General features: G+C 65.0%; 21 protein-coding genes. All 21 read left to right on the forward strand.

Annotated features, from left to right (window positions below; translation table 11 throughout):
* The first annotated feature begins 4 nt into the window (after positions 1-4).
* Positions 5-535, forward strand: a complete 531-nt coding sequence (locus tag Q1J43_RS08170) for an elements of external origin (protein WP_301101966.1) — start codon at positions 5-7, stop codon at positions 533-535.
* Positions 535-2,499: a phage terminase large subunit family protein gene (locus tag Q1J43_RS08175; protein ID WP_301101967.1), complete on the forward strand. Its 1,965-nt coding sequence runs from the start codon at positions 535-537 to the stop codon at positions 2,497-2,499. The genes Q1J43_RS08170 and Q1J43_RS08175 overlap by 1 nt, the downstream gene beginning before the upstream one ends.
* A 24-nt stretch (positions 2,500-2,523) precedes the next feature.
* The gene (locus Q1J43_RS08180) at positions 2,524-3,015 is read left to right on the forward strand and encodes a hypothetical protein (protein WP_301101969.1); all 492 of its coding nucleotides are present in this window, start codon (positions 2,524-2,526) and stop codon (positions 3,013-3,015) included.
* Between the two features lie 3 nt (positions 3,016-3,018).
* On the forward strand, positions 3,019-3,411 hold the full coding sequence (locus Q1J43_RS08185) for a hypothetical protein (RefSeq protein WP_301101970.1): 393 nt from the start codon (positions 3,019-3,021) through the stop codon (positions 3,409-3,411).
* Positions 3,408-3,638, forward strand: coding sequence for a hypothetical protein (locus tag Q1J43_RS08190; RefSeq protein ID WP_301101971.1), 231 nt, complete (start codon positions 3,408-3,410; stop codon positions 3,636-3,638). Before Q1J43_RS08185 ends, Q1J43_RS08190 begins: the two co-directional genes overlap by 4 nt.
* A complete protein-coding gene (locus Q1J43_RS08195; protein ID WP_301101973.1) occupies positions 3,638-5,113 on the forward strand; it encodes a phage portal protein in 1,476 nt (491 codons plus the stop codon). Before Q1J43_RS08190 ends, Q1J43_RS08195 begins: the two co-directional genes overlap by 1 nt.
* Positions 5,114-5,116: 3 nt before the next feature.
* Positions 5,117-6,364, forward strand: a complete 1,248-nt coding sequence (locus Q1J43_RS08200; RefSeq protein WP_301101974.1) for a S49 family peptidase — start codon at positions 5,117-5,119, stop codon at positions 6,362-6,364.
* A 3-nt stretch (positions 6,365-6,367) separates the two neighbouring features.
* A complete protein-coding gene (locus Q1J43_RS08205; RefSeq protein WP_301101975.1) occupies positions 6,368-6,745 on the forward strand; it encodes a head decoration protein in 378 nt (125 codons plus the stop codon).
* Positions 6,746-6,812: 67 nt separating this feature from the next.
* On the forward strand, positions 6,813-7,817 hold the full coding sequence (locus Q1J43_RS08210) for a major capsid protein (protein WP_301101976.1): 1,005 nt from the start codon (positions 6,813-6,815) through the stop codon (positions 7,815-7,817).
* Positions 7,817-8,101, forward strand: coding sequence for a hypothetical protein (locus Q1J43_RS08215; RefSeq protein WP_301101977.1), 285 nt, complete (start codon positions 7,817-7,819; stop codon positions 8,099-8,101). The genes Q1J43_RS08210 and Q1J43_RS08215 overlap by 1 nt, the downstream gene beginning before the upstream one ends.
* On the forward strand, positions 8,098-8,526 hold the full coding sequence (locus Q1J43_RS08220; RefSeq protein WP_301101978.1) for a hypothetical protein: 429 nt from the start codon (positions 8,098-8,100) through the stop codon (positions 8,524-8,526). The genes Q1J43_RS08215 and Q1J43_RS08220 overlap by 4 nt, the downstream gene beginning before the upstream one ends.
* A 1-nt stretch (position 8,527) precedes the next feature.
* Complete coding sequence (locus tag Q1J43_RS08225; RefSeq protein WP_301101979.1) at positions 8,528-8,725, forward strand: hypothetical protein; 198 nt, start codon at positions 8,528-8,530, stop codon at positions 8,723-8,725.
* Between the two features lie 6 nt (positions 8,726-8,731).
* The gene (locus Q1J43_RS08230; RefSeq protein WP_301101980.1) at positions 8,732-9,487 is read left to right on the forward strand and encodes a hypothetical protein; all 756 of its coding nucleotides are present in this window, start codon (positions 8,732-8,734) and stop codon (positions 9,485-9,487) included.
* Between the two features lie 5 nt (positions 9,488-9,492).
* Complete coding sequence (locus Q1J43_RS08235) at positions 9,493-9,915, forward strand: DUF6631 family protein (RefSeq protein WP_301101981.1); 423 nt, start codon at positions 9,493-9,495, stop codon at positions 9,913-9,915.
* A gap of 145 nt (positions 9,916-10,060) precedes the next feature.
* On the forward strand, positions 10,061-10,714 hold the full coding sequence (locus tag Q1J43_RS08240; RefSeq protein ID WP_301101982.1) for a DUF6441 family protein: 654 nt from the start codon (positions 10,061-10,063) through the stop codon (positions 10,712-10,714).
* Positions 10,715-10,717: 3 nt separating this feature from the next.
* Complete coding sequence (locus tag Q1J43_RS08245; protein ID WP_301101983.1) at positions 10,718-13,678, forward strand: hypothetical protein; 2,961 nt, start codon at positions 10,718-10,720, stop codon at positions 13,676-13,678.
* Positions 13,678-16,128, forward strand: coding sequence for a hypothetical protein (locus Q1J43_RS08250; protein WP_301101984.1), 2,451 nt, complete (start codon positions 13,678-13,680; stop codon positions 16,126-16,128). Before Q1J43_RS08245 ends, Q1J43_RS08250 begins: the two co-directional genes overlap by 1 nt.
* Before the next feature lie 9 nt (positions 16,129-16,137).
* Positions 16,138-16,518, forward strand: a complete 381-nt coding sequence (locus Q1J43_RS08255) for a hypothetical protein (protein ID WP_301101985.1) — start codon at positions 16,138-16,140, stop codon at positions 16,516-16,518.
* A 9-nt stretch (positions 16,519-16,527) separates the two neighbouring features.
* Positions 16,528-17,538, forward strand: coding sequence for a hypothetical protein (locus Q1J43_RS08260; protein ID WP_301101986.1), 1,011 nt, complete (start codon positions 16,528-16,530; stop codon positions 17,536-17,538).
* Entirely contained in the window at positions 17,538-18,401 is an 864-nt protein-coding gene (locus tag Q1J43_RS08265; protein ID WP_301101987.1) for a hypothetical protein, read from the forward strand. The genes Q1J43_RS08260 and Q1J43_RS08265 overlap by 1 nt, the downstream gene beginning before the upstream one ends.
* Positions 18,398-19,933, forward strand: coding sequence for a hypothetical protein (locus Q1J43_RS08270; RefSeq protein ID WP_301101988.1), 1,536 nt, complete (start codon positions 18,398-18,400; stop codon positions 19,931-19,933). Before Q1J43_RS08265 ends, Q1J43_RS08270 begins: the two co-directional genes overlap by 4 nt.
* Positions 19,934-19,938 lie beyond the last annotated feature (5 nt).

The raw sequence follows: 19,938 nt of genomic DNA on the forward strand, positions 1-19,938 counted from the left end.
GATCATGGGACTGTCGATTCGCGCCTATGCCCGGCACCGAGGGGTGTCGGACACCGCCGTGCACAAGGCCATTCGTGCCGGGCGGATTACGCCGGAGGCCGATGGCAGCATCGATCCGGACAAGGCCGACCGGGACTGGGCGAAGAATTCCGACACGCCCAAGGAGGGCACCAAGCGCCGGGCTGAGACGGTCGCGGTTAAGGAGCCTGCCGGCGAGCCAGTCGCTCCGGCATTGAATGCCGGTGGCACGTCGCTGCTGCAGGCCCGCACCGTCAACGAGGTGGTCAAGGCGCAGACCAACAAGGTGCGCCTTGCCCGCCTCAAGGGTGAACTGGTCGACCGGCCCCAGGCCATCGCCCACGTATTCAAGCTGGCGCGTTCTGAGCGCGATGCCTGGCTCAACTGGCCGGCACGCATTTCTGGGCAGATGGCATCGAAGCTCGGCGTCGATGCTCACACGCTGCACGTCGCACTGGAGACCGCCGTGCGGGAACACTTACAGGAATTGGGTGACGTTCGCCCCCGGGTGGATTGATGCTGGATGCGGATTACGAAGGCGGGATCGACATCGAACGCGCCTGGCGCGAAGGACTGACGCCCGATCCGCTGCTGACGGTGTCCGAGTGGTCGGATCGCCACCGGATGCTATCCAGCAAGGCATCCGCCGAGCCGGGCCGTTGGCGCACCAGCCGCACACCGTACCTGAAGGCGATCATGGATTGCCTGTCGCCGATGTCGGCGGTCGAGCGGATCGTGTTCATGAAGGCGGCGCAGCTGGGCGCGACCGAGATGGGCAACAACTGGATCGGGTACGTGATCCATCACGCGCCCGGGCCGATGATGGCCGTGTCGCCCACGGTGGAAATGGCGAAGCGCAATTCCAAGCAGCGGATCGACCCGCTGATCGAGGAATCGCCGGTGCTGGCTGAACTGATTGCGCCGGCTCGCAGTCGCGATGCCGGCAACACGATCCTGGCGAAGGAGTTTCGCGGCGGCGTGCTGGTGATGACGGGCGCGAACAGCGCGGTCGGCCTACGCTCGATGCCGGTGCGCTACCTGTTCCTGGACGAGGTCGATGGTTACCCGAGCGACGTCGATGGCGAAGGCGATGCAATTTCGCTGGCCGAGGCGCGCACTCGCACCTTTGCCCGCCGCAAGATATTCATCGTCTCGACGCCGACGATTGCCGGTGCCAGCAGTATTGAACGGGAGTTTGACGCCAGTGACCAGCGCCGCTATTTCCTGCCGTGCCCGCATTGCGCGCACCGGCAGTGGCTACGCTTCGAACAGTTGCGATGGGAGAAGGGGCAGCCCGACACGGCGGCCTATGTGTGCGAGTCCTGCGACACGGCCATTGCCGAGCAGCACAAGACCTGGATGCTGGAGCACGGTGAGTGGCGTGCACTGGTGCCGGAGAACGGGGTCAAGACGGCAGGGTTTCATCTTTCCTCGCTGTACAGCCCGGTGGGTTGGCGCAGTTGGCGGGAAATTGCCGCCGCGTGGGAGTCTGCCGTGAACAAGGAATCCGGATCGGCGGCCGCCATCAAGACCTTCAAGAACACCGAGTTGGGCGAGACCTGGGTCGAGGAAGGCGAAGCCCCCGACTGGCAGCGGCTCATCGAACGGCGCGAAGACTATCCGGTTGGGCGCATCCCTTCCGGCGGTCTGCTGCTGGTCGGTGGTGCCGACGTGCAGAAGGATCGCATCGAGGCCTCGATCTGGGCATTCGGGCGAGGCAAAGAGTCCTGGCTCGTCGAGCACCGCGTGCTGATGGGCGACACCGCCCGCGATGCTGTGTGGAAACGCCTCGGCGAGCTGATCGCCGAAACGTGGTCGCACGAGTCAGGTGCGCAATTGCCGCTCGCCCGGTTCGCCCTGGACACCGGCTTCGCCACGCAGGAGGCCTACACCTTCGTGCGGCTGGTACGCGATCCCCGCGTGATGGCGGTCAAGGGTGTGCCCAAAGGTGCGGCCCTGGTCGGCACGCCGACGGCGGTCGATCTCTCGCAAGGCGGGAAGAAGCTGCGCCGGGGCATCAAGGTGTTCTCGGTCGCGGTCGGCATCGCCAAGCTGGAGTTCTACAACAACCTGCGCAAGAGCGCCGACGTCCTGGAGGACGGTGTCACCCTGCGTTACCCGACCGGCTTCGTGCATCTGCCCAAGGTCGATGCCGAATTCGTGCAGCAACTTTGCGCCGAGCAGCTGGTCACCCGCCGCGACCGCAACGGCTTCGCCATCCGCGAGTGGCAGAAGATGCGCGAGCGCAACGAGGCTCTGGACTGCTACGTGTATGCACGGGCAGCGGCCAGCACCGCCGGCCTCGACCGCTTCGAGGAGCGGCACTGGCGGGAGCTGGAACGACAGATTGGATTGCCACCGCCCGGCGATCCCGATCCGCTAATCGAACACCCCACTGAGGCCACCCAACGCGGTGGCCTCGCTGTTTCTGGAACCCCGAGAACGGGCCGGCGCGTCATCCGCAGTCGCTGGTTCAGCTAATCACCACCACTGGAGAACCCCACCATGAGCCTGCAAACCCAACTCAACAGCTTCGTCCTGCGCGTCGCCGAGGAATTCAACACCGTCAAGGGACGAACGGGCACGCTGACGGCACTGACCACCACCGACAAGTCGAGCCTGGTGGCGGCGATCAACGAACTGAAGGCCGCGATCATCACGGCGGTGGCCATCGACGACCTGACGGTTGCCACGACCAGCACCTACTCCTCGTCGAAAATCGTCTCGGTGCTCGATGCCCTCAAGGCCGACATCTTGGGCGGTGCCGACCCGGCCTACGACACCCTGCTGGAACTCCAGCAGGCGCTGCAGAACGACCAGACCGGCATCGCCGCGCTCACGGCCGCCATCGACAAGCGCGTGCGCTTCGATGCCGCGCAGACCCTGACCGTTCCCGAGCAGACGCAAGCCCGAGACAACATCGGTGCGGTCGCCGCCACCGACATTGGCGATACCACCACCGACTTCGTAGCGATCTTCAACGCCGCCCTGGTGTAAGTGATGAGCCTCGTCGCCCAACTGTCGGCGCTCGCCACCCGCATCGGCACCGAGATCAAGGGGCTGATCCGTCCCGACCATCCCGGACTCGCCCGCGCCTGGGTGAATTTCGGCTACGTGGGCGGGGCGATCCAGCTTCGCGCCGCCTACAACGTCGCCTCGGTGACCCGGCTCGGGACAGGCCGCTACCGCATCGACTTCGAAACGCCGTTTCCCGATGCCAAGTACTGCTGGGTCGCTACGGGCAGGAGCAACACCGCGACGGGAACCATCCGTTTCGCTGCGGCCCGGGGAACCACTGATGGTAAGACCGCCGATTACCTCGAACTGGTCTGCACCAGTTCGGCGGCGTCGCTGGCCGACACGCCAGAGATCAGCCTGGTGGTCTATCGATGAGCACGCCGACCTACACCGAGGTGCAGTTGCAGGCCCTGCGTGATGCGCTGGCCAAGGGCGAGAAGCGCGTGACCTTCGGCGACAAGACCGTCGAGTACCGCACCGTCGAGGAACTGAAGCAGGCCATCGCCGAGGTCGAAGCCGCGATGCACAAGGATGCCGTGGCCACCGGCCTGTATCCGCGTGCACCGCGCCAGATTCGGGTGACTACCGGAAAGGGCTTCTGATGGGCTGGTTCGGAACCATCAAACGCCGGGTCTTCGGCGGTACGCCCACCTACGACGGTGCAGGCTTCGGTCGGCGCACGCTCGCCTGGACGGTAGCCAACCCCGGTGCGGTGGCGGCACTCGCCTACACGCAGGAACAGCTTCGCGCCAAGAGCCGCGACCTCGTGCGGCGCAATGCCTGGGCGGCTGCCGGCATCGAGGCCTTCGTCGCCAACGCCATCGGTACCGGCATCAAGCCGCAGAGCATGGTGGAAGATGCTGCCCAACGCGAAGCCATCCAGCGTTTGTGGTGGGACTGGTGCGAGGGCGCCGATGCAGCGGGCCTCACCGATTTCTACGGGCTGCAGTCGCTTGCCTGCCGGGCCATGCTGGAGGGAGGCGAGGCGATCGTGCGACTGCGCTGGCGGCGTCCCGAGGACGGGCTGCCGGTAGCACTCCAAATTCAGGTGCTGGAGGCCGAGCACCTGCCGCTGGCGATGAACCGGGAGCTCGCCAACGGGAACGTCATCCGCGCCGGCATCGAGTTCGACCGGCTCGGACGACGTGTGGCTTACCACCTCTATCGTTCGCATCCGAACGACGGAAGCCTCGGCCCCATGTCGGGGGCCGGCGGTGTCGAAACGGTTCGTGTGCCGGCCGAGGAAGTCGTCCATCTCTTCCGTCCGCTGCGGCCCGGGCAGATACGGGGTGAGCCATGGCTCGCCCGCGCCTTGGTGAAGCTGAACGAGCTCGACCAGTACGACGATGCTGAACTGGTGCGCAAGAAGACCGCCGCGATGTTCGCGGGCTTCATCACCCGACTCGCCCCCGAGGACAACTTGATGGGCGAGGGACTGGCCGACGCCAATGGCGTGGCCCTGGCCGGACTGGAGCCCGGCACGTTGCAGATTCTGGAGCCGGGCGAGGACATTAAGTTCTCGGCCCCGGCCGATGTCGGCAGTTCCTACGCCGAGTTCATGCGCCAGCAGTTCCGGGCAGTGGCGGCCGCCATGGGCATCACCTACGAGATGCTGACCGGCGATCTCACTCAGGTGAACTACTCCTCGATCCGCGCCGGCCTACTGGAGTTCCGCCGTCGCTGTGAAGTGATCCAGCACGGCGTGATCGTCCATCAGCTGTGCCGGCCGATCTGGCGGGCCTGGATGGACCAGGCGGTGCTCGAAGGTTCGCTCGTGCTCCCTGGTTACAGCCGCCGTCGGCGTGAGTACCAAGTCGCCAAGTGGATTCCGCAGGGCTGGCAGTGGGTCGACCCGCAGAAGGAATTCAACGCCATGAAGCTCGCCATCCGGGCGGGCCTCACCAGCCGTTCGGAGGCGATCTCGGCCTACGGCTACGACGCCGAGGATGTCGATCGGGAGATCGCGACTGATAACGCCCGTGCCGATGCATTGGGCCTCGTCTTCGATTCCGATCCACGGCACGACCAGGCACCGGCGGTCGCGCCGCCTCCACAAACCGAACAAACAACGGAGTAATTCATGCTGCCACATCTCGCCTCCCGCATCTTCGGGACGCCGTTGCTCGTCCATCGCGCCAAGCTCGACGTGATTCTGTCCGCCATCGGGCCACGATTGGGAATCGACAACCCGATCCCTGCTGATACCAGGGAACTGCTGGCGGCAGTACCCGCACCCCGTTCGAATATACCCGGTGCGATCGGCATCGCTGTGATTCCGATTCACGGCACGCTGGTGAAACGCACCCTGGGGCTGGAGGCGGCCTCAGGGCTCACCAGTTACCAGGACATCAGCGTGATGCTCGATGCGGCGCTGGCCGACCCGAGTGTCACCGGCATCCTTTTGGATGTCGATTCGCCGGGTGGCGAGGCGTCGGGCAGTTTCGAGCTCGCCCGCCGCGTGCGTGAAGCCGCTGCTGTGAAACCCATCTGGGCCGTGGCCAATGACGCCGCCTTCTCGGCAGCCTACGCCATCGCATCTTCCACCGAACGCATCGTCGTCACCGAAACCGGTGGCGTCGGCTCGATCGGCGTGATTGCGCTGCACATCGACCAGTCGGTGAAGGACGCCAACGATGGCTACCGCTATACCGCCATCACGGCGGGCCGGCACAAGAATGATTTCTCGCCGCATGAGCCGCTCACCGACACGGCGAAGAGCGAGCTCCAGACTGAAGTCGATCGGCTCTACGACATCTTTGTCAGCCATGTGGCCGCCATGCGTGGGCTGCCGGAGATGGCAGTGCGTGCGACAGAGGCAGCCCTCTACTTCGGCCCGAACGCCACGGCGGCCGGTCTTGCCGATGCCGTCGGCACGCTGGAGGCAACGCTCACTGAATTCTCGATTTACCTCAGCTCCCGAGGCCGCAAGGCGCCCCCGGCTCGGGCAGTGTCTCGAAACGGGGCGACTCATTCGCTGGAGAACGTTATGTCCGAAAAAGAAGTGCAAGTAGAAATGATCAGCGTGGATGAGGCGGCCGCTCAGTTGGCAGAGCGGGTCGCCGAAGCCCGCCGCGAAGTCACCCAATCCGCCCAGGCCATCGCCGAGCTATGCCTGATCGCCGGCTGTCCCGACAAGGCTGCCGCATTCATTGCAGAAGGCAAGAGCGAGGCGGATGTGCGCCGAGTGCTGTGTGAGGCCAAGGCCATCCGGTCGGAAGCCACGCCCATCCACTCGACCATCACGCCTGAAGCCGGCACCGATGTGTCCCAGCGTCCCGAGTCTTCGCCCGTGGTCGCTGCCGTCAAGAAACTCACCACCAAGGAGTAAGTCATGCCCGCCATCACCCAGAGCAAGAATCTCGGCGACCTGCTGAAGTATGAGGCACCGAACCTCTATTCCCGCGAGGCCGCCACCGTGGCTTCCGGCCAGAACCTGCAACTCGGCACCGTGCTCGGCAGGAAAACCGCCGACGGCAAGCTGTATGCCCTGGCACCGGCCGCAACCGACGGCACCGAAGCGGCCGTGGGCGTACTCGCTGCAGACACCGATGCGACCCTGATCGATCGGGACGACGCCATCGCGGTGGCACGCCACGCCATCGTCGCGCGAGGCACCCTGATCTGGCCAGCCGGTATCACCGTGCCGCAGAAGGCGGCTGCGGAGGTACAGCTTATCGCCCTCGGCATTCTGGTGCGCGACGCAGCCTGATCCGACCCATCCCTTCGTTCCCAAGAAGCCCGCCATCCGGCGGGTTTCGTCATTCTGGAGATATGAAATGCAGAATCCCTTCGACAACCCCGGCTTCGCCATGGCAAGCCTTACCACGGCCATCAATCTCGTCCCCAACCGCTACGGTCGTATCGAGCAGTTGGGGCTCATCCCGGCCAAGCCGGTGCGCACCCGGCAGATCATCGTCGAGGAGTACGCAGGCCGCCTCAACCTCCTGCCCACCAAGCCGCCCGGTTCGCCGGGCACGGTGGGCGAGCGCGGCAACCGCAAGCTGCGCTCCTTCGTCATCCCCCACATCCCGCATGACGACGTGGTGCTACCCGAGGAGGTACAGGGCATCCGCGCTTTCGGCTCGGAGACCGAGATGGAGGCGATCGCTGGCGTCATGGCCCGGCACCTGGAGACCATGCGCAACAAGCACGCCATCACCCTGGAGCACCTGCGCATGGGCGCACTCAAGGGCCAGATCCTGGATGCCGACGGCAGCACCATCTACGACCTCTACACCGAGTTCGGCCTCACCCCCCAGGCGGTGAACTTCGACCTCGCCAACGCCAACAGCGAAATCAAGGGGCACTGCTACGACGTGCTCGCCGCCATCGAGGACGGTCTCATGGGCGAGTTCATGACCGGCGTGCATGTGCTCTGCTCGCCCGATTTCTTCCGGGCGCTCACCACCCACAAGGAAGTCAAGACGGCCTACGCCAACTGGCAGCAGGGCGCGATCCTGATCAACGACGTGCGCTCCGGTTTCACCTTCGCCGGCATCACCTTCGAGGAGTATCGCGGCCAGGCCAGCGACATCAACGGCACGGTGCGCAAGTTCATCGCCCCGGGTGAAGCGCATGCCTTCCCCCTGGGTACGATCGACACCTTCGCCACCTACTTCGCGCCAGCGGACTTCAACGAGACGGTGAATACCCTCGGCCAGCCGCTCTACGCGAAGCAGGAGCCGCGCAAGTTCGAACGTGGCACGGATCTGCACACCCAGTCCAACCCGCTGCCGATGTGTCACCGGCCCGGGGTTCTGGTGAAGCTGACGAGTGCCTGATGGTAGCCGTGGCTGATCTGTACGACGCGGCCGCCCGCGCTGGTCTGCTCACCGCCGTCAAGGTCGGCACCCTGATCGTCGAGTGCGGTTTCCGCGCACCCGACGAGACGGTGCTCGACGGCCTCGCGCTCTCACGCGATTACGAGATCGAGTACCCGACCGAGCGTCTGCTGCTCACCGTCGGGGATACGGTCGAGATCGCAGGCCACCCCTACCGCGTGCGCGAAGTCATTGCGCTGCGGGACGGCAACGAGTGTCGGGCAAAGCTCGCGAGGTTGCCATGAACTCGGTGCGTGAACGGATTGTGCGCGAGGTGGTGGCACGGTGTGGGACGGCGTTGGCGCCTATCGTGGTGATGCGTCAACCCACCACGGCCATCCCGCGCGAGCAGACGCCGGCCCTCGTCGTGATCGTCGAGTCCGATGCACCGGTGAAGCGCGGCAATGACCGTATGGAACGCGAGCTCGTCGTGCGGCTCGTAGGTCTCGCCCGCGATCCGACCGACGGCCATTCCGTGGCCGACGACCTGATCTGCCGTGCTCACGTCGCCCTGTTCGCGGACAGCACCCTCGGCAGTCTGGCACTCGGGGTCGCCGAGATGGATGCCGATTACCAGGCCGAGGACGCCGACATCGACGCCATCGCTATCCCGGCCATTTACCGCATCACCTACCGCACCCTCGTTTCCGACATCACTCAAGGAGGCTGACATGCCCAAGCTGAAACTTTTCATCACCCATACCCACGCCGGGGTGGCCTACCCCGCCGGCCACGTCCTCGACGTGGACGAGCATACCGCCCGCTGGTTGATCGACCACCGAGTCGGCGAACCCGCCACCCAGCGCCCCGATCCTGCACCGGATGCACTCGATGCCTCAGTGAAGATCGCCAAGCCCCCCAAGGAGTAACCCATCATGTCCTACTACGCATCGTTCCAAGGCCGGGTCTATCTCGGCGAACGCAACGCCAATGGCGACCCGATCAATGTCCGCTCGCCCGGCAACGTCGCCGACCTGTCGCTCGCGCTCAAGACAGATGTCATCGAGCACTACGAGAGCCAGACCGGACAACGCGCTGTCGACCTGCGCCTGGTCAAGCAGAAATCCGCCACCGTCGCACTCACGATCGAGGAGTTCACCAAGGAGAATCTTTCGCTGGCCCTTTATGGCAACCATGTCACGGATGCCGGCGGCAGCGTCACCGGCGAACCCGTCGGCGGCGCCACTCCAATCGTCGGCGACCGATACTTCCTGGCTCATCCCAAGGTATCTGCCCTGAGCTTGGTCGATTCGGCCGGCACGCCGGCAACGCTCACCGCAGGCACGCACTACACGGCCGACGAGGATTTCGGTGCCGTCCAGTTTCTGGACATCACTGGCCTCACCGCCCCGTTCAAGGCGAGCTACACCTTCGGCGCAGTGACGGAGATCGGCATCTTCACGCAGCCTCTCCCCGAACGCTTCCTGCGTCTCGAAGGGGTGAACACCGCCGCCAGTAACGCCAAGGTGCTGATCGAGCTCTACCGCGTGGCGTTCGACCCGTTGAAGAAGTTCGACATCATCTCGAACGACCTCAACAAGTTCGAAATGGAGGGCTCGCTGCTGGCCGACTCCACCAAACCCTACGACGCAGTGCTCGGCCAGTTCGGTCGCATCGTCCAGCTCGGGTGATCGCCATGACTGACGATACCTTTGCCGCGCTGCCGCCTATTCCTGAAACCGTGACCATTGGGGGCGAGACGCTCGACATCACGCCCCTCAAGGTGGGCGAACTGCCGATCTTCGCCCGCACCATCCGTCCTTTCGCCGGGAAGCTCACCGCCGATCCCGACTGGCTGCGCCTGCTGTCAGAGGATGGCGAGGCGGTGATCCTCGCATTGGCCATCGCCTGCCGCCGCCCGCCGGAATGGGTGTCTAGCCTTGCTCTGGACGACGCGATTCGGCTTGCCGAGGCGGTGTTCGGGGCAAACGCGGATTTTTTTATCCGCCGCGTGGTACCGGAAATCACGCGGGTGAGCCAAACACTCGGCACGCTGATCCCTGGAGCGACGCCATCGCCCGGCTCCTCCGGGCCGGACACCGCTATCCCGATGTCCTGACCTACACGCTCGCGCAGCTGCGGGCGTTCCTGGTTGCCGCCGAACGCGCCGAGCGGGAAGACCTCGCGGGGCAGTTCGCCTTGCTGGTGACGGCCGTGCGCGGTGGCAGCAACGAAATCAAATCCCTCGTGCGAGAACTGAAGCCATGAAACTGTCGCTCATCACCTCGGGGCTGCTCGATCCGAAGCGGCTCGACAGTTGGGTGCCGGAGAAGCGGCGGGCGATTCGCAAGGCCGTGGAAGCCGGCATGAAAACCGCCGGCAAGGAGATCGCTCAGGCGGCCCAGGCTCGGATGCAGTCAGTCTTCAAGGTGAGGAAGGCAGGATTCTTGAAGTCGATGCGGCACAAGCTCTACGCCGGCAGCCCCGAGAAATTCCCGGCGCTCCTCATCGGCTCGCGCATCTCCTGGCTGGGCATCCACGTTCGGGGCGGCACCATCGGCGGTCGCCTGCTGATTCCGCTCCTGCCCGAGCACCAGCGCATCGGGCGCAAGGCGTTCCGCCGCGTGATCGACGGCCTGATGCGTGCCGGCAATGCCTTCTTCATCGAGAAGAACGGCAAGGTAATCCTGATGGCCGAGAACATCAAGGACAACACCAGCGAACTGCGTCGCTTCAAGCGTGCGGAACGGGGTCGCTCCGGTGCGAAATCGATCAAGCGTGGTCAGGAAATCCCCATCGCCGTGCTGGTACCGAGCGTGACCCTGCGAGGCCGCTTCGATCTGCCGGGCCTCGTGCGCTCGCAACTGCCCAAGCTCTCCACCGCCATCCTGCAACAACTGAACGCAAAAGGTCTGTAACCCGTGGCCTCTGACCGCGCCCAAATCCTCATCACCGCCATCGACCAGACCAAGGCAGCGCTCGCCTCGGTCAAGGGCAACCTGGAAGGTTTGTCGGTCGCCGCGAGCAAGGTCAACGGCGTGCTGGCAGGCTTGGGTGCGGCCTTGTCGCTGGGGGCGCTGGTTGCCGCTGGCAAGGCGGCGCTCGACACCGCCGACAACCTCTCCAAACTCTCGCAGAAAACCGGCATCTCGGTCGAATCGCTGTCGCTGCTGAAACCCATCGCCGAGCAGTCCGGCATCTCGTTGGAGGGACTGGCCAAGGGAATGCAGAAGCTGGCGACCGCGATGGTCGAGGCGGCGGGCGGATCGAAGGAACAGGTCGAGGCATTCAGCCGGCTTGGCGTCTCAGTCAAGGATGCCGCCGGCCAGCTGCGCCCGACCGAGGAGGTGCTACTCGACCTCGCCGACGCCTTCGCCGCGATGCCCGATGGGGCCGAGAAATCGGCGCTGGCGGTCAAGCTCTTCGGCAAGAGCGGCGTCGTGCTGATCCCGTTCCTCAACCAGGGGCGGGCTGGCATCGAGCAGTTGAAGCAGAAGTTCAAGGAACTTGGCCTCGAGATCAGCGGCGACACCGCGAAGGCCGCCGAGAAATTCAACGACACGCTCGACACGGTGAAGCAGGCCCTATCCGGCATCGCCATGAAGGTTGCAGAAGCAGCGCTGCCGGCCTTGCAGAAACTGGCAGACGCTCTGGTGGCGCTGGCCTCCCACGGCGAGGAGATCATGGCCGTGCTGCGGGTACTCGGCGAGATCATCGTCGCTGTGCTGGCCGTCAAGGGCGTCGCGGCGGTGGCTGCGCTGGGTAGTGCATTGGCGGTACTGAAGGCGGCCTTCATGCGTTTCCTGCCGGTGCTCACCGCCGTCGCCGTCTGGGAGATGGGACGCGGCATCGTCAATATGGTGCAGGACATCCGCGAGACCAACCGCGCCATCGACGAGATGAACCGGCAGCGCCAGCAGCTGGAACAGCTGACCGCCGCGATGGAGGAACTGGCCAACACCGGCACGCTCTCCGTCAAAACCCAGATGATGCTGGCCGCGCAGGCCGCCGAGCGGCTCAAGGCCGCATTGCCCGGCACGGCGGATGCGCTGCGCGCCATCCAGGGCGCGGCCACCCAAGCCGGCGAGGCCATCCGGCAGTCACTCGATGCCGAAACCAAGAAGGCCGCCGAGACGGTCAAGCAACTCTCGGCCAGCTACAAGCAAGTGGCCGCCGACATCAAGGCGATCTGGGATGCTCGTGTCGCTGAGATCGAGTCGAACTACAAGCGGCAGGAAGTAGCGGCGCAGAATGCCGCGCGCTCTGAGGCGGCTGCCATCCGCGAGTCGGCCCAGGCATTGCTCGCCGCCGAACGGGAAAAGCTCGCCGCCGTCGAGGCCGGTGCGCGGCAGATGGAGTCGGCCTGGAAGGCGACCTATGGTCAGGCGGTGGCGCTGGCCCGGGCTGCCGGCCAGGACGTGCAGGCCATCGAGCGGCAAGCGGTCGAGGCGCGCATCGCCATCTACTCCCAACTGGAGTCGGCCTACCGCGCCACCGTCGACCGGCTGATCGCCGAGGAGCAGCGCCATCTGCAAGCGGCCAAGGCGGCTGACGAAGCCCGGCTCAACCTGCGCCTCTCGGTCGAGGATCGCATTCGCGAGCTGTCCCGCAAAGGGATGGACGAGTACGCCGCCTATCAGGATCGGCTGCGCCAAATCGACGAGAAGCAGGCGCAAGCACGCGCAGCACTCGCTGCTGGAAACTATGAGCAGGCTCGCAAACTTGCCGAGGAAGCGATTGCACTGGCCGAGCGCACGGCCTCGGCGGTGACCCGCCAGGTCGAGCAGAACGGCAAGACGGTGACCCAGACCGTGGTGTCGGAGGGTCAGGCGGCAGCCACTGCCATCGGCGAGATCAAGGAAGCCGCCGGCATTGCCGATGCGGCCCTGAAGGGCTTGGGCGACGCGCACAAGCAGGCTGCCAGCGCAGCTGGCCAGGGTGCCGACGAAGCCAAGCGGGCACTCGCATCGGTTTCCGACGAACTGGACAAGCTGCGGAGCCAACTGCTCGCGCAGGACAAACTCAAGCTCGATGTCGACATCGAGGCCGCCAAGTCCGGCATCGAAAAACTCAAGGCGCTGACCGAGGCGCAGCAGCTGGTAGTCAAGATTCAGGCCGACACCAAGGAGGCGCAAGCATCCCTGGAGAAACTCAAGTCCGACACGGACAACCTGCAACTGCTCGCCAAGGTCGAAGCCGATACCACGCAGGTCATGGCCGACATCGACCGGCTCAAGGGGACACTGGCCAGCGCCAACGTGGAAATCCCGGCGCTGGTCTCCTTCGATCAGCCCCGGCAGCAGCTGGCGTCGTTTGCACAGGATGCCAAGACGGTCTTGTCGGTCCCGACCTCGGCCACCCACACCGTCCAGCCCGACCTGAATCAGTACCGGGCTGCCGTGTCGGAACTGCTGCGGCCGACCTCGAGCACCCACACGATCTACGTCACCAAGGTCTACACCAATGCCCAGGGTGGGCTGATCCAGAAGCTGGCCGAAGGTGGGCAGGCCGTGGCCGAGGGATTTCGGCGGATGTCGGGACGCATCTTCGGACCGGGTACCGAAACCTCGGATTCGGTGCCGGCGCTGCTCTCCCACGGCGAGTTCGTGATCCGTGCGGCCAGCGTGCGCAAGTTCGGCGAGGCCTTCTTCGCTTCGCTCAACGCAGGGTTCCTGCCGACCTTGCCGCGCCTGGCCGTGGGCGGCGTGGTTGGCAACGCGGTGAGCCAGGTGGCGATGATGGCCGGTGACAACAGCTCGCCGGCCCGCGACGTGGTCGACCTGCGCTTCCACGTAGGTGGCAAGCCGCACACGCTGCAGTCATCACGCGAGACGGCGATGCAACTGGCGCAGGCGTTGCGCGAACTGTCGCGGGGGGCGTGATGAAGGAACCGTCGCCAACTCCTCTGCCGGATGTCACGCCGCCACTTGGTGGGCCGGTCAAGGCCAACCTCAAGCAGGCGGTGCCCATCGAATTCTTCGCCTGTACCTGGCAGAGCGCGCAGGACGAAGTGCGCCAGCAGCGTGACTGCGACTGGTGGATCTACGACTGGCAGAACGTCGATTTCTACTGGCTGTTCGGCAACAACTACTGGTGGATTCAGCCGCAACCCGATCACAGTCCGCTGGCACGCCGTTACTACGACCAGGTGATCAGCGAGCTCAACAACGCCACGAGTCAGGCTTACAGCCAGTGCGAGAGCCGCCATTACGCCTCGCAGTCGGAACCCGAGCAGGGTCTGCGCCTCACCGTATCGAGTCGCCTTAACCGGGGCGGGGTGAGGCGCGGCAGTAGCACTGAGCCCAGCGGAATCGAGGCGCGGCTGTCCGTACCGTTCGCGGCCGGGACGAACCCGCCGCCGCCGACTCCCTGCCCGATGCTGCGGCGCGAGCTCTTCTCCAAACCGGTCGACTTCAGCTACGTGTTGCATGGGCCGGGCGGCGGGAATTTCCGCTGGGAGTGGCGTGACCAGCAGGCCGTGACGCCCGACCCGTATTTCGAGCTCTACGGTCGGACACTGAAGTTCTCCGGCAGCAGCGGCTCGCAGTTTCTCGGCAGCCTGCACCTCATCATCGACCGGCTCGCCGACCTGTGGGTGCGCTTCGAAAATAGGCCGATTCCCGGCACCGTCGCGGATCGGGTCGATCCCGCGCAACCGCTGTCCTATCAGGTCAGCACCGGGGGCGGCTATTTCGGCATCGCCGCCGTGATCGAGGTCGCCCATCTGGAATCCGGGCAGATCTGGTACCAGAGCGTGCACGGGTCAAGCTACTCGCCCGGCCAGATGACCACCTACAGCTGGTGGCCGAGCGGATGGGAACAGATGTCGATGGACGCCAACGGCATCATCCGGCATTACAACGTGGACTGGTTCTACTGGCTCAACACCATCGACCCCGCCAGCATTGGTCTGCCGACCACCGGCACCTACCGGATGCGCTACATCCTGCTGGCCTACGGCTACCAGACCTACAGCCGTTCGGTGAGCAGCAGCGCGCTGGGTCTCTCCGGCGATACGCGGATGTCGTGGAAGTCGATCTGGCTCTCGCAAATGCCCTCGTTGATCACGTACACGCCCGGGATGACGGACGGCATCATCCCGCCGTTCGAGGTGACCTACACGCGCAGTCCGGTGCTCTATCCGTGGCCGGCAAACGGAACCGGCATCCTGTTCGATGCCGTGTTCGACATGAAGAACATCACCACCTTCCGCTTCGTGATCAAGGTGGGCAACACCTTCGATTTCGCCGTCGGATTGGTGGTGCAAGCCTCGGGCTGGCAGGCGTGGGTGCATCTGGAGCCGGGCGAGACGAAATACCTGGCCGGCGGCGTCTCGATTTCAGGGATGGCCAACTGGAATGCCTACCCGCTGCATCCCCAATCGCCGAACTACGGTTGGCAAGGCAACTGGGGCAGCAGCTACATCTCGATGTACAACGGCCAGTGCTCGATCTCGTTCAGCCTGTTCCTGACGGCACCGAACAATCCGGAGACGACCCCGGCGAACCTGCCAGCCCTGAAGGCTACGCAGCGCTGGTATTGGGACCTTTCCAGCTGGGGGCCGCAGTACGAACCCGAGTGGGGCGCGATCAAGAAATACGCGCCTGACGGGCGCTACGACTACGAGTACGTCCTTCAGCAATACAACCTGAACGCGGTGGCGATCACGAGCATCAACCGCTCGATCACCAAGCCCAGCTACCAGCCGCTGATCAACCCTGCGACCTACTTCGTGACCGGCTACCAGACGACGATGTATGACTGGATCAGCCCGTGGCACAAACGTCCCTGGCCCGGCTACTCGGGATGGGGAAGCCTGAGTGCGCCGATCATGATCAACGGCGAACAGCGCACCTGGAACGGCTCGCAGTACGTCTGGGTGCCGGTGGAAGCGGTGTCGATCTCGCTCACCCGCGCGATGATGCAGCAGGTGGCGGCAATGCTCGGTGTCGTCGAGTACGTGGTGATGGATGGCGACGACATTCGCTGGTTCGTGCCGGTCACCTACAGCCCGCCGACCTATCCCGAGTCGTTCTCGAACGTCTTGTGGATCGACCGCTTCTACACGCGGGGCGGGGCGCTGATCGATGACGCGGCGATGCGATCCGCCTTCCAGACGGTGATCGCCAACAATGCCGCCAGTTGGTCGAACTACCGGAACATCGTCATTCATCCTTCGGTGCGCTTCGGCAGCTTCCTCGACAACGGCGGCTTCGAAGTCGGCGACTACCTGCTCGGGCCCAACGGCGACATGGTCGAGGTGGGCAGTCTCGCCGATCTCGGCTCGGTGAGCACACGCTTTCTCTACCACGTCCGCCCCGAGTTTCAGTAGGAGACCCACGTGATCATCTTGGACGGCATTCAACTGCCGGCGGGCCTCCTTTGGTCCGACGAATGGACTGCAAGCCGCGTCGCGCAGACCGTGCGCCGCACCCTCGACGGGTCGGTGGTGGTGTTCTACGGCCAATTGCAGGCTGGTCTGCCCATCACCCTGGAATCGGAATCCGACGCCGGCTGGTTCACGCGCGCCCAGATCGAGGCACTGGCCCTGCGGGCGGCAAGCCCAGGCGGCGTCTACAGCCTGACCCTGCGCGGTGAGGCGCGGCCGGTGATGTTTCGCCACCAGGATGCGCCCGCCTTCGATGCCCGGCCCCTCGTGCCAGTAGCCAATCCGCAACCCGGCGATTTCTACCTCGCCACCCTGAAGCTCATGACCGTTTGAGAGGAAACCATGCCCATTCTCGACAATGAAATCGTCTGGCGGCCCGCCGCCCTGATGTCCGATGTGACGCCCACCCAGAACGGCGGTCGAATGGCCGGCGCGCTGCTGGTCTCCGGGGTGAAGAACAATCTCTTCCCCGACGTCTCGCAGTCTGAGCGACTGGCCGGCGCGGTGAAGTGGCGCAAGGCCTTCATTCACGTCAACAGTGCGCAGGACACGGCGCTGCTCAACGTGCGCCTGTTCCTCGACAGCCTGACGCCTGCCGGTGATTTCGTGGTGTTCCAGCCGGGCACCCAGACCGACACCGAGGATCAGATCGGCGGCCGCCCCTACGGCGTCGGCACGCTCTACGCGCCGATCAATGGCGGGGCCATCCAGATTCAGGTGGCCTGCGAGCACAACGTCGAATACGCCACCCTGCAGCCGCTCCGGGTCGGCGACGTGGTGCGCGTCTCGGATCGGCCCAGCACCGGAGGGGCTGGCAACGAGGAATGGGTGAGCGTGACCGGCATTGCCTACGGAGCGGATTTCGCCACGGTCGACATTTCGCCCGCGCTCGCGAACAGCTACGCCACGTCGAACACGCTGGTGTCCAGTGTGCTCGAACTGCCCAGCGCGGTGGCTGGTGTCACCGGAGTGACGATCACCAGCGGTGGCGGCAGCTTCGATTCCGCCACCGTCGGCAACCTCGTCGCCCACAACAAGGGAGCTGTCGAGGAAAACTGGACGCTGACCTTCGCCGATGCCACCACCTTCGCAGTTTCCGGCAACACGGTCGGCACCCTGGCGAGTCCGGGATCGGTAAGCGCCGACTACACGCCGCTGAACCCGGCGACCGGCACGCCGTACTTCACGATCAAGGCCATTACTTGGGGCGGCAGCTTCCAGGCCAACGACACCATTACCTTTGCGACGCAGCCTGCTGCGATTCCGATCTGGTATCGCCGCCAGGTGCCGGCGGGGACGTTCAGTCTGGCGAACGACTACACGTCGCTGGCCATTCACGGGGAGAGTGCGTGATGGCTCGGGTTGGTTTCAAGAAGACGTTCCCGGCTGGCACCTTCGACAAGGCCGCCGTGCAGGCACTGTTCGGGCACCTCAAGACCTTTGTGGCGAACGCCGGCTTCAACGTGCTGCTCGACACCATCGACGGCATCGATTTCATCCGGATGGGCTCGCCGGCAGGCACCGCCGACGACGACATTCCGCACTGGGCATTCAGCTTCCAGGATCAAGATCCCTACGGGGCGATCTTCGCGTACCCGGTCTACGGCAACGACTACCTCGATGCCAATGCCTACGCGCACAGTTACACCATCGTGCACTCCGGGTGGGTGGGCGATCCCTCGCCGGAGATCACAGTCTGGTTCGCCGCCGACGGCGCGGCCGGGTGGTGGTGGCTGCATGCCAGCCAGGTAGACACCAACAGCGCAACCGGCGTGTCGATGCGCTTCGCTGCTACCGGCGCGACCTCACGGCGCTATCCGTCCGATACCCACCAGGGGCTGTGTGCTCGCTATGGCATCTGGGATGCCTGGGGCGATTGGGAGCCGGCCTACGCGAAGGACGAAACGGGGGTGATCGATATGTACCCTTGGACGGGCACGTGGTCGCCCTTCGGCGAGGGCTGGAGCTTCAACGCCAAGCGCCATGCCGGGTCGCCGATTCCCAAGATGGCTGTGCCGCAGTTCCCCAACCGGGACGGCGGCATCAGTGCCTGCATTCTCGGCGAGTTCAATGAGATTCTGATTCTCACCGATGGCTACGCGCAGGAGGAGGTCGTCGTGCCGGGGTGGATCGCGATGATCGGCGACGAGTGGGATCAGCCCTACGCCGTGCCAGCCCCGGCCCAGTTTGATGACCCGGATGCCGGCCCGCTATGACCCTCGGCATCTCGCTCGCCCTCACGCTGGGGGCGGGTCTCTACGCCGACTCCGGCCCGACAGTTCTCAAGCGGCGGTTCGAGGCGGCCTGGGGCAAGACGGAAGTATTTGTAGCCAATGCCACGCCGTGGGAACTGGCTCGGGAGCGCGCGTGGCAGCACGCGGAAAGCTGGTCGATCCGCTTTGCGCAGAATCTCCAGTCACCCTACGGACTGCGGCTGGAGGGCGGAAGTCGGTATCCCTACGGGGACATGCGCCAGCACCGCCGGAACATTTCGGCTGCCTGGGGCGACGTGCATCAGACCAAGGGCCGCCACGTCATTCCGTACACCGATCTCGGCGCTTGCCGGAAATCGATGCAGGCTGCGTACTGGCTGACCCAGACGGTCACGGCCAGGCAGGTACTTGGGTATGACGTGACCGATGTCGACCCGGTCGCCAAGCGACTGACGGCGTCCTGGTCGATCCTCGATGATGCCCGGCTGCAGGCGGTGGTGAATAGCCCGGAACTCGTCTGGCGTGGCCAGCGAATCCGCATCGTCGAGGCGACGCTCTCCTGCGACGAGGAAAGTCCGGTCTGGATCGCTCGGGTCGAGATCACGGCCATCACCGACTTCGCCGCCATCGGCATCGGCGATACGATCACCCTTGCCCTGGGGCTGGAAAGCTTCGTACTGGTCGTCGACGGCAAGACGCTGTCGCGCACCTCGGTCGCCGAACAGCGGATGGAGCTGACAGCGGTCTCGCCTGTGGCGCTACTGGATGCTCCCTTCGCCGGCGCGATCCGCTACTACGATGCCGGTGCGGTCACCGCGCGTGCGGCCGTGGAGTTCCTGATCGGCCCGGTGGACTGGCAACTGCCCGACTGGATCATCCCGGCAGGCCGGCTGATGCTGGAAGGGGCGACGCCGCTGGCAGCCGCCCGCAACATCGTGGCGGCCATCGGCGGCATCGTCGAGAGCAACCCGGACGGATCTGTGGTCTGCCGTCGCCGGCACCCGATGAGTATCCCACAGTACGGGACTACCTTTGTTGACCACAGCCTGTTCGATGCCGACGTGATGTCGGCGCAGGCGCAGATTGCGCCGATGCGCGGTTACAACCGGGTGACGCTGGCCAACGACGAAGGCGGCGTAAGCGCTTCCGCCGACCGTATCGAGTACGTGGCCGACGCTGATGATGCCTACCGGGGCACGGTGCGCGCCTATCTCGACACCGTCCGTGCTGTGGTGCTGGCCCATACCGGGCATTCGGCCACGGTGATCGCCACGCTGGGCGAGACGATGCGCACCGAGATCGAGACGGTCGAGTTCATCGAGGGGCGGGCGAGCACCCGCTACCCGGTGACAGTCATCGTCGATCTGGCATGGCAGCACACCGGGCTGGGCGACGTGACCGCCGCAGGCCAGAACCTCACGGCGGCCACGGCGGGTTATAGCCTGCTCCGAATCACCTACACCACCACGTCGTTCGACTGGCGCGTCGCACTTCCCGTCGATGAGGAAGTGCAATTCGTGCTGGTCGATGCTTGAGGACA

Origin of the sequence: Propionivibrio sp., from assembly GCF_029255185.1 — a bacterium.
In the GTDB taxonomy this organism is placed as follows: Bacteria; Pseudomonadota; Gammaproteobacteria; order Burkholderiales; family Rhodocyclaceae; genus Propionivibrio.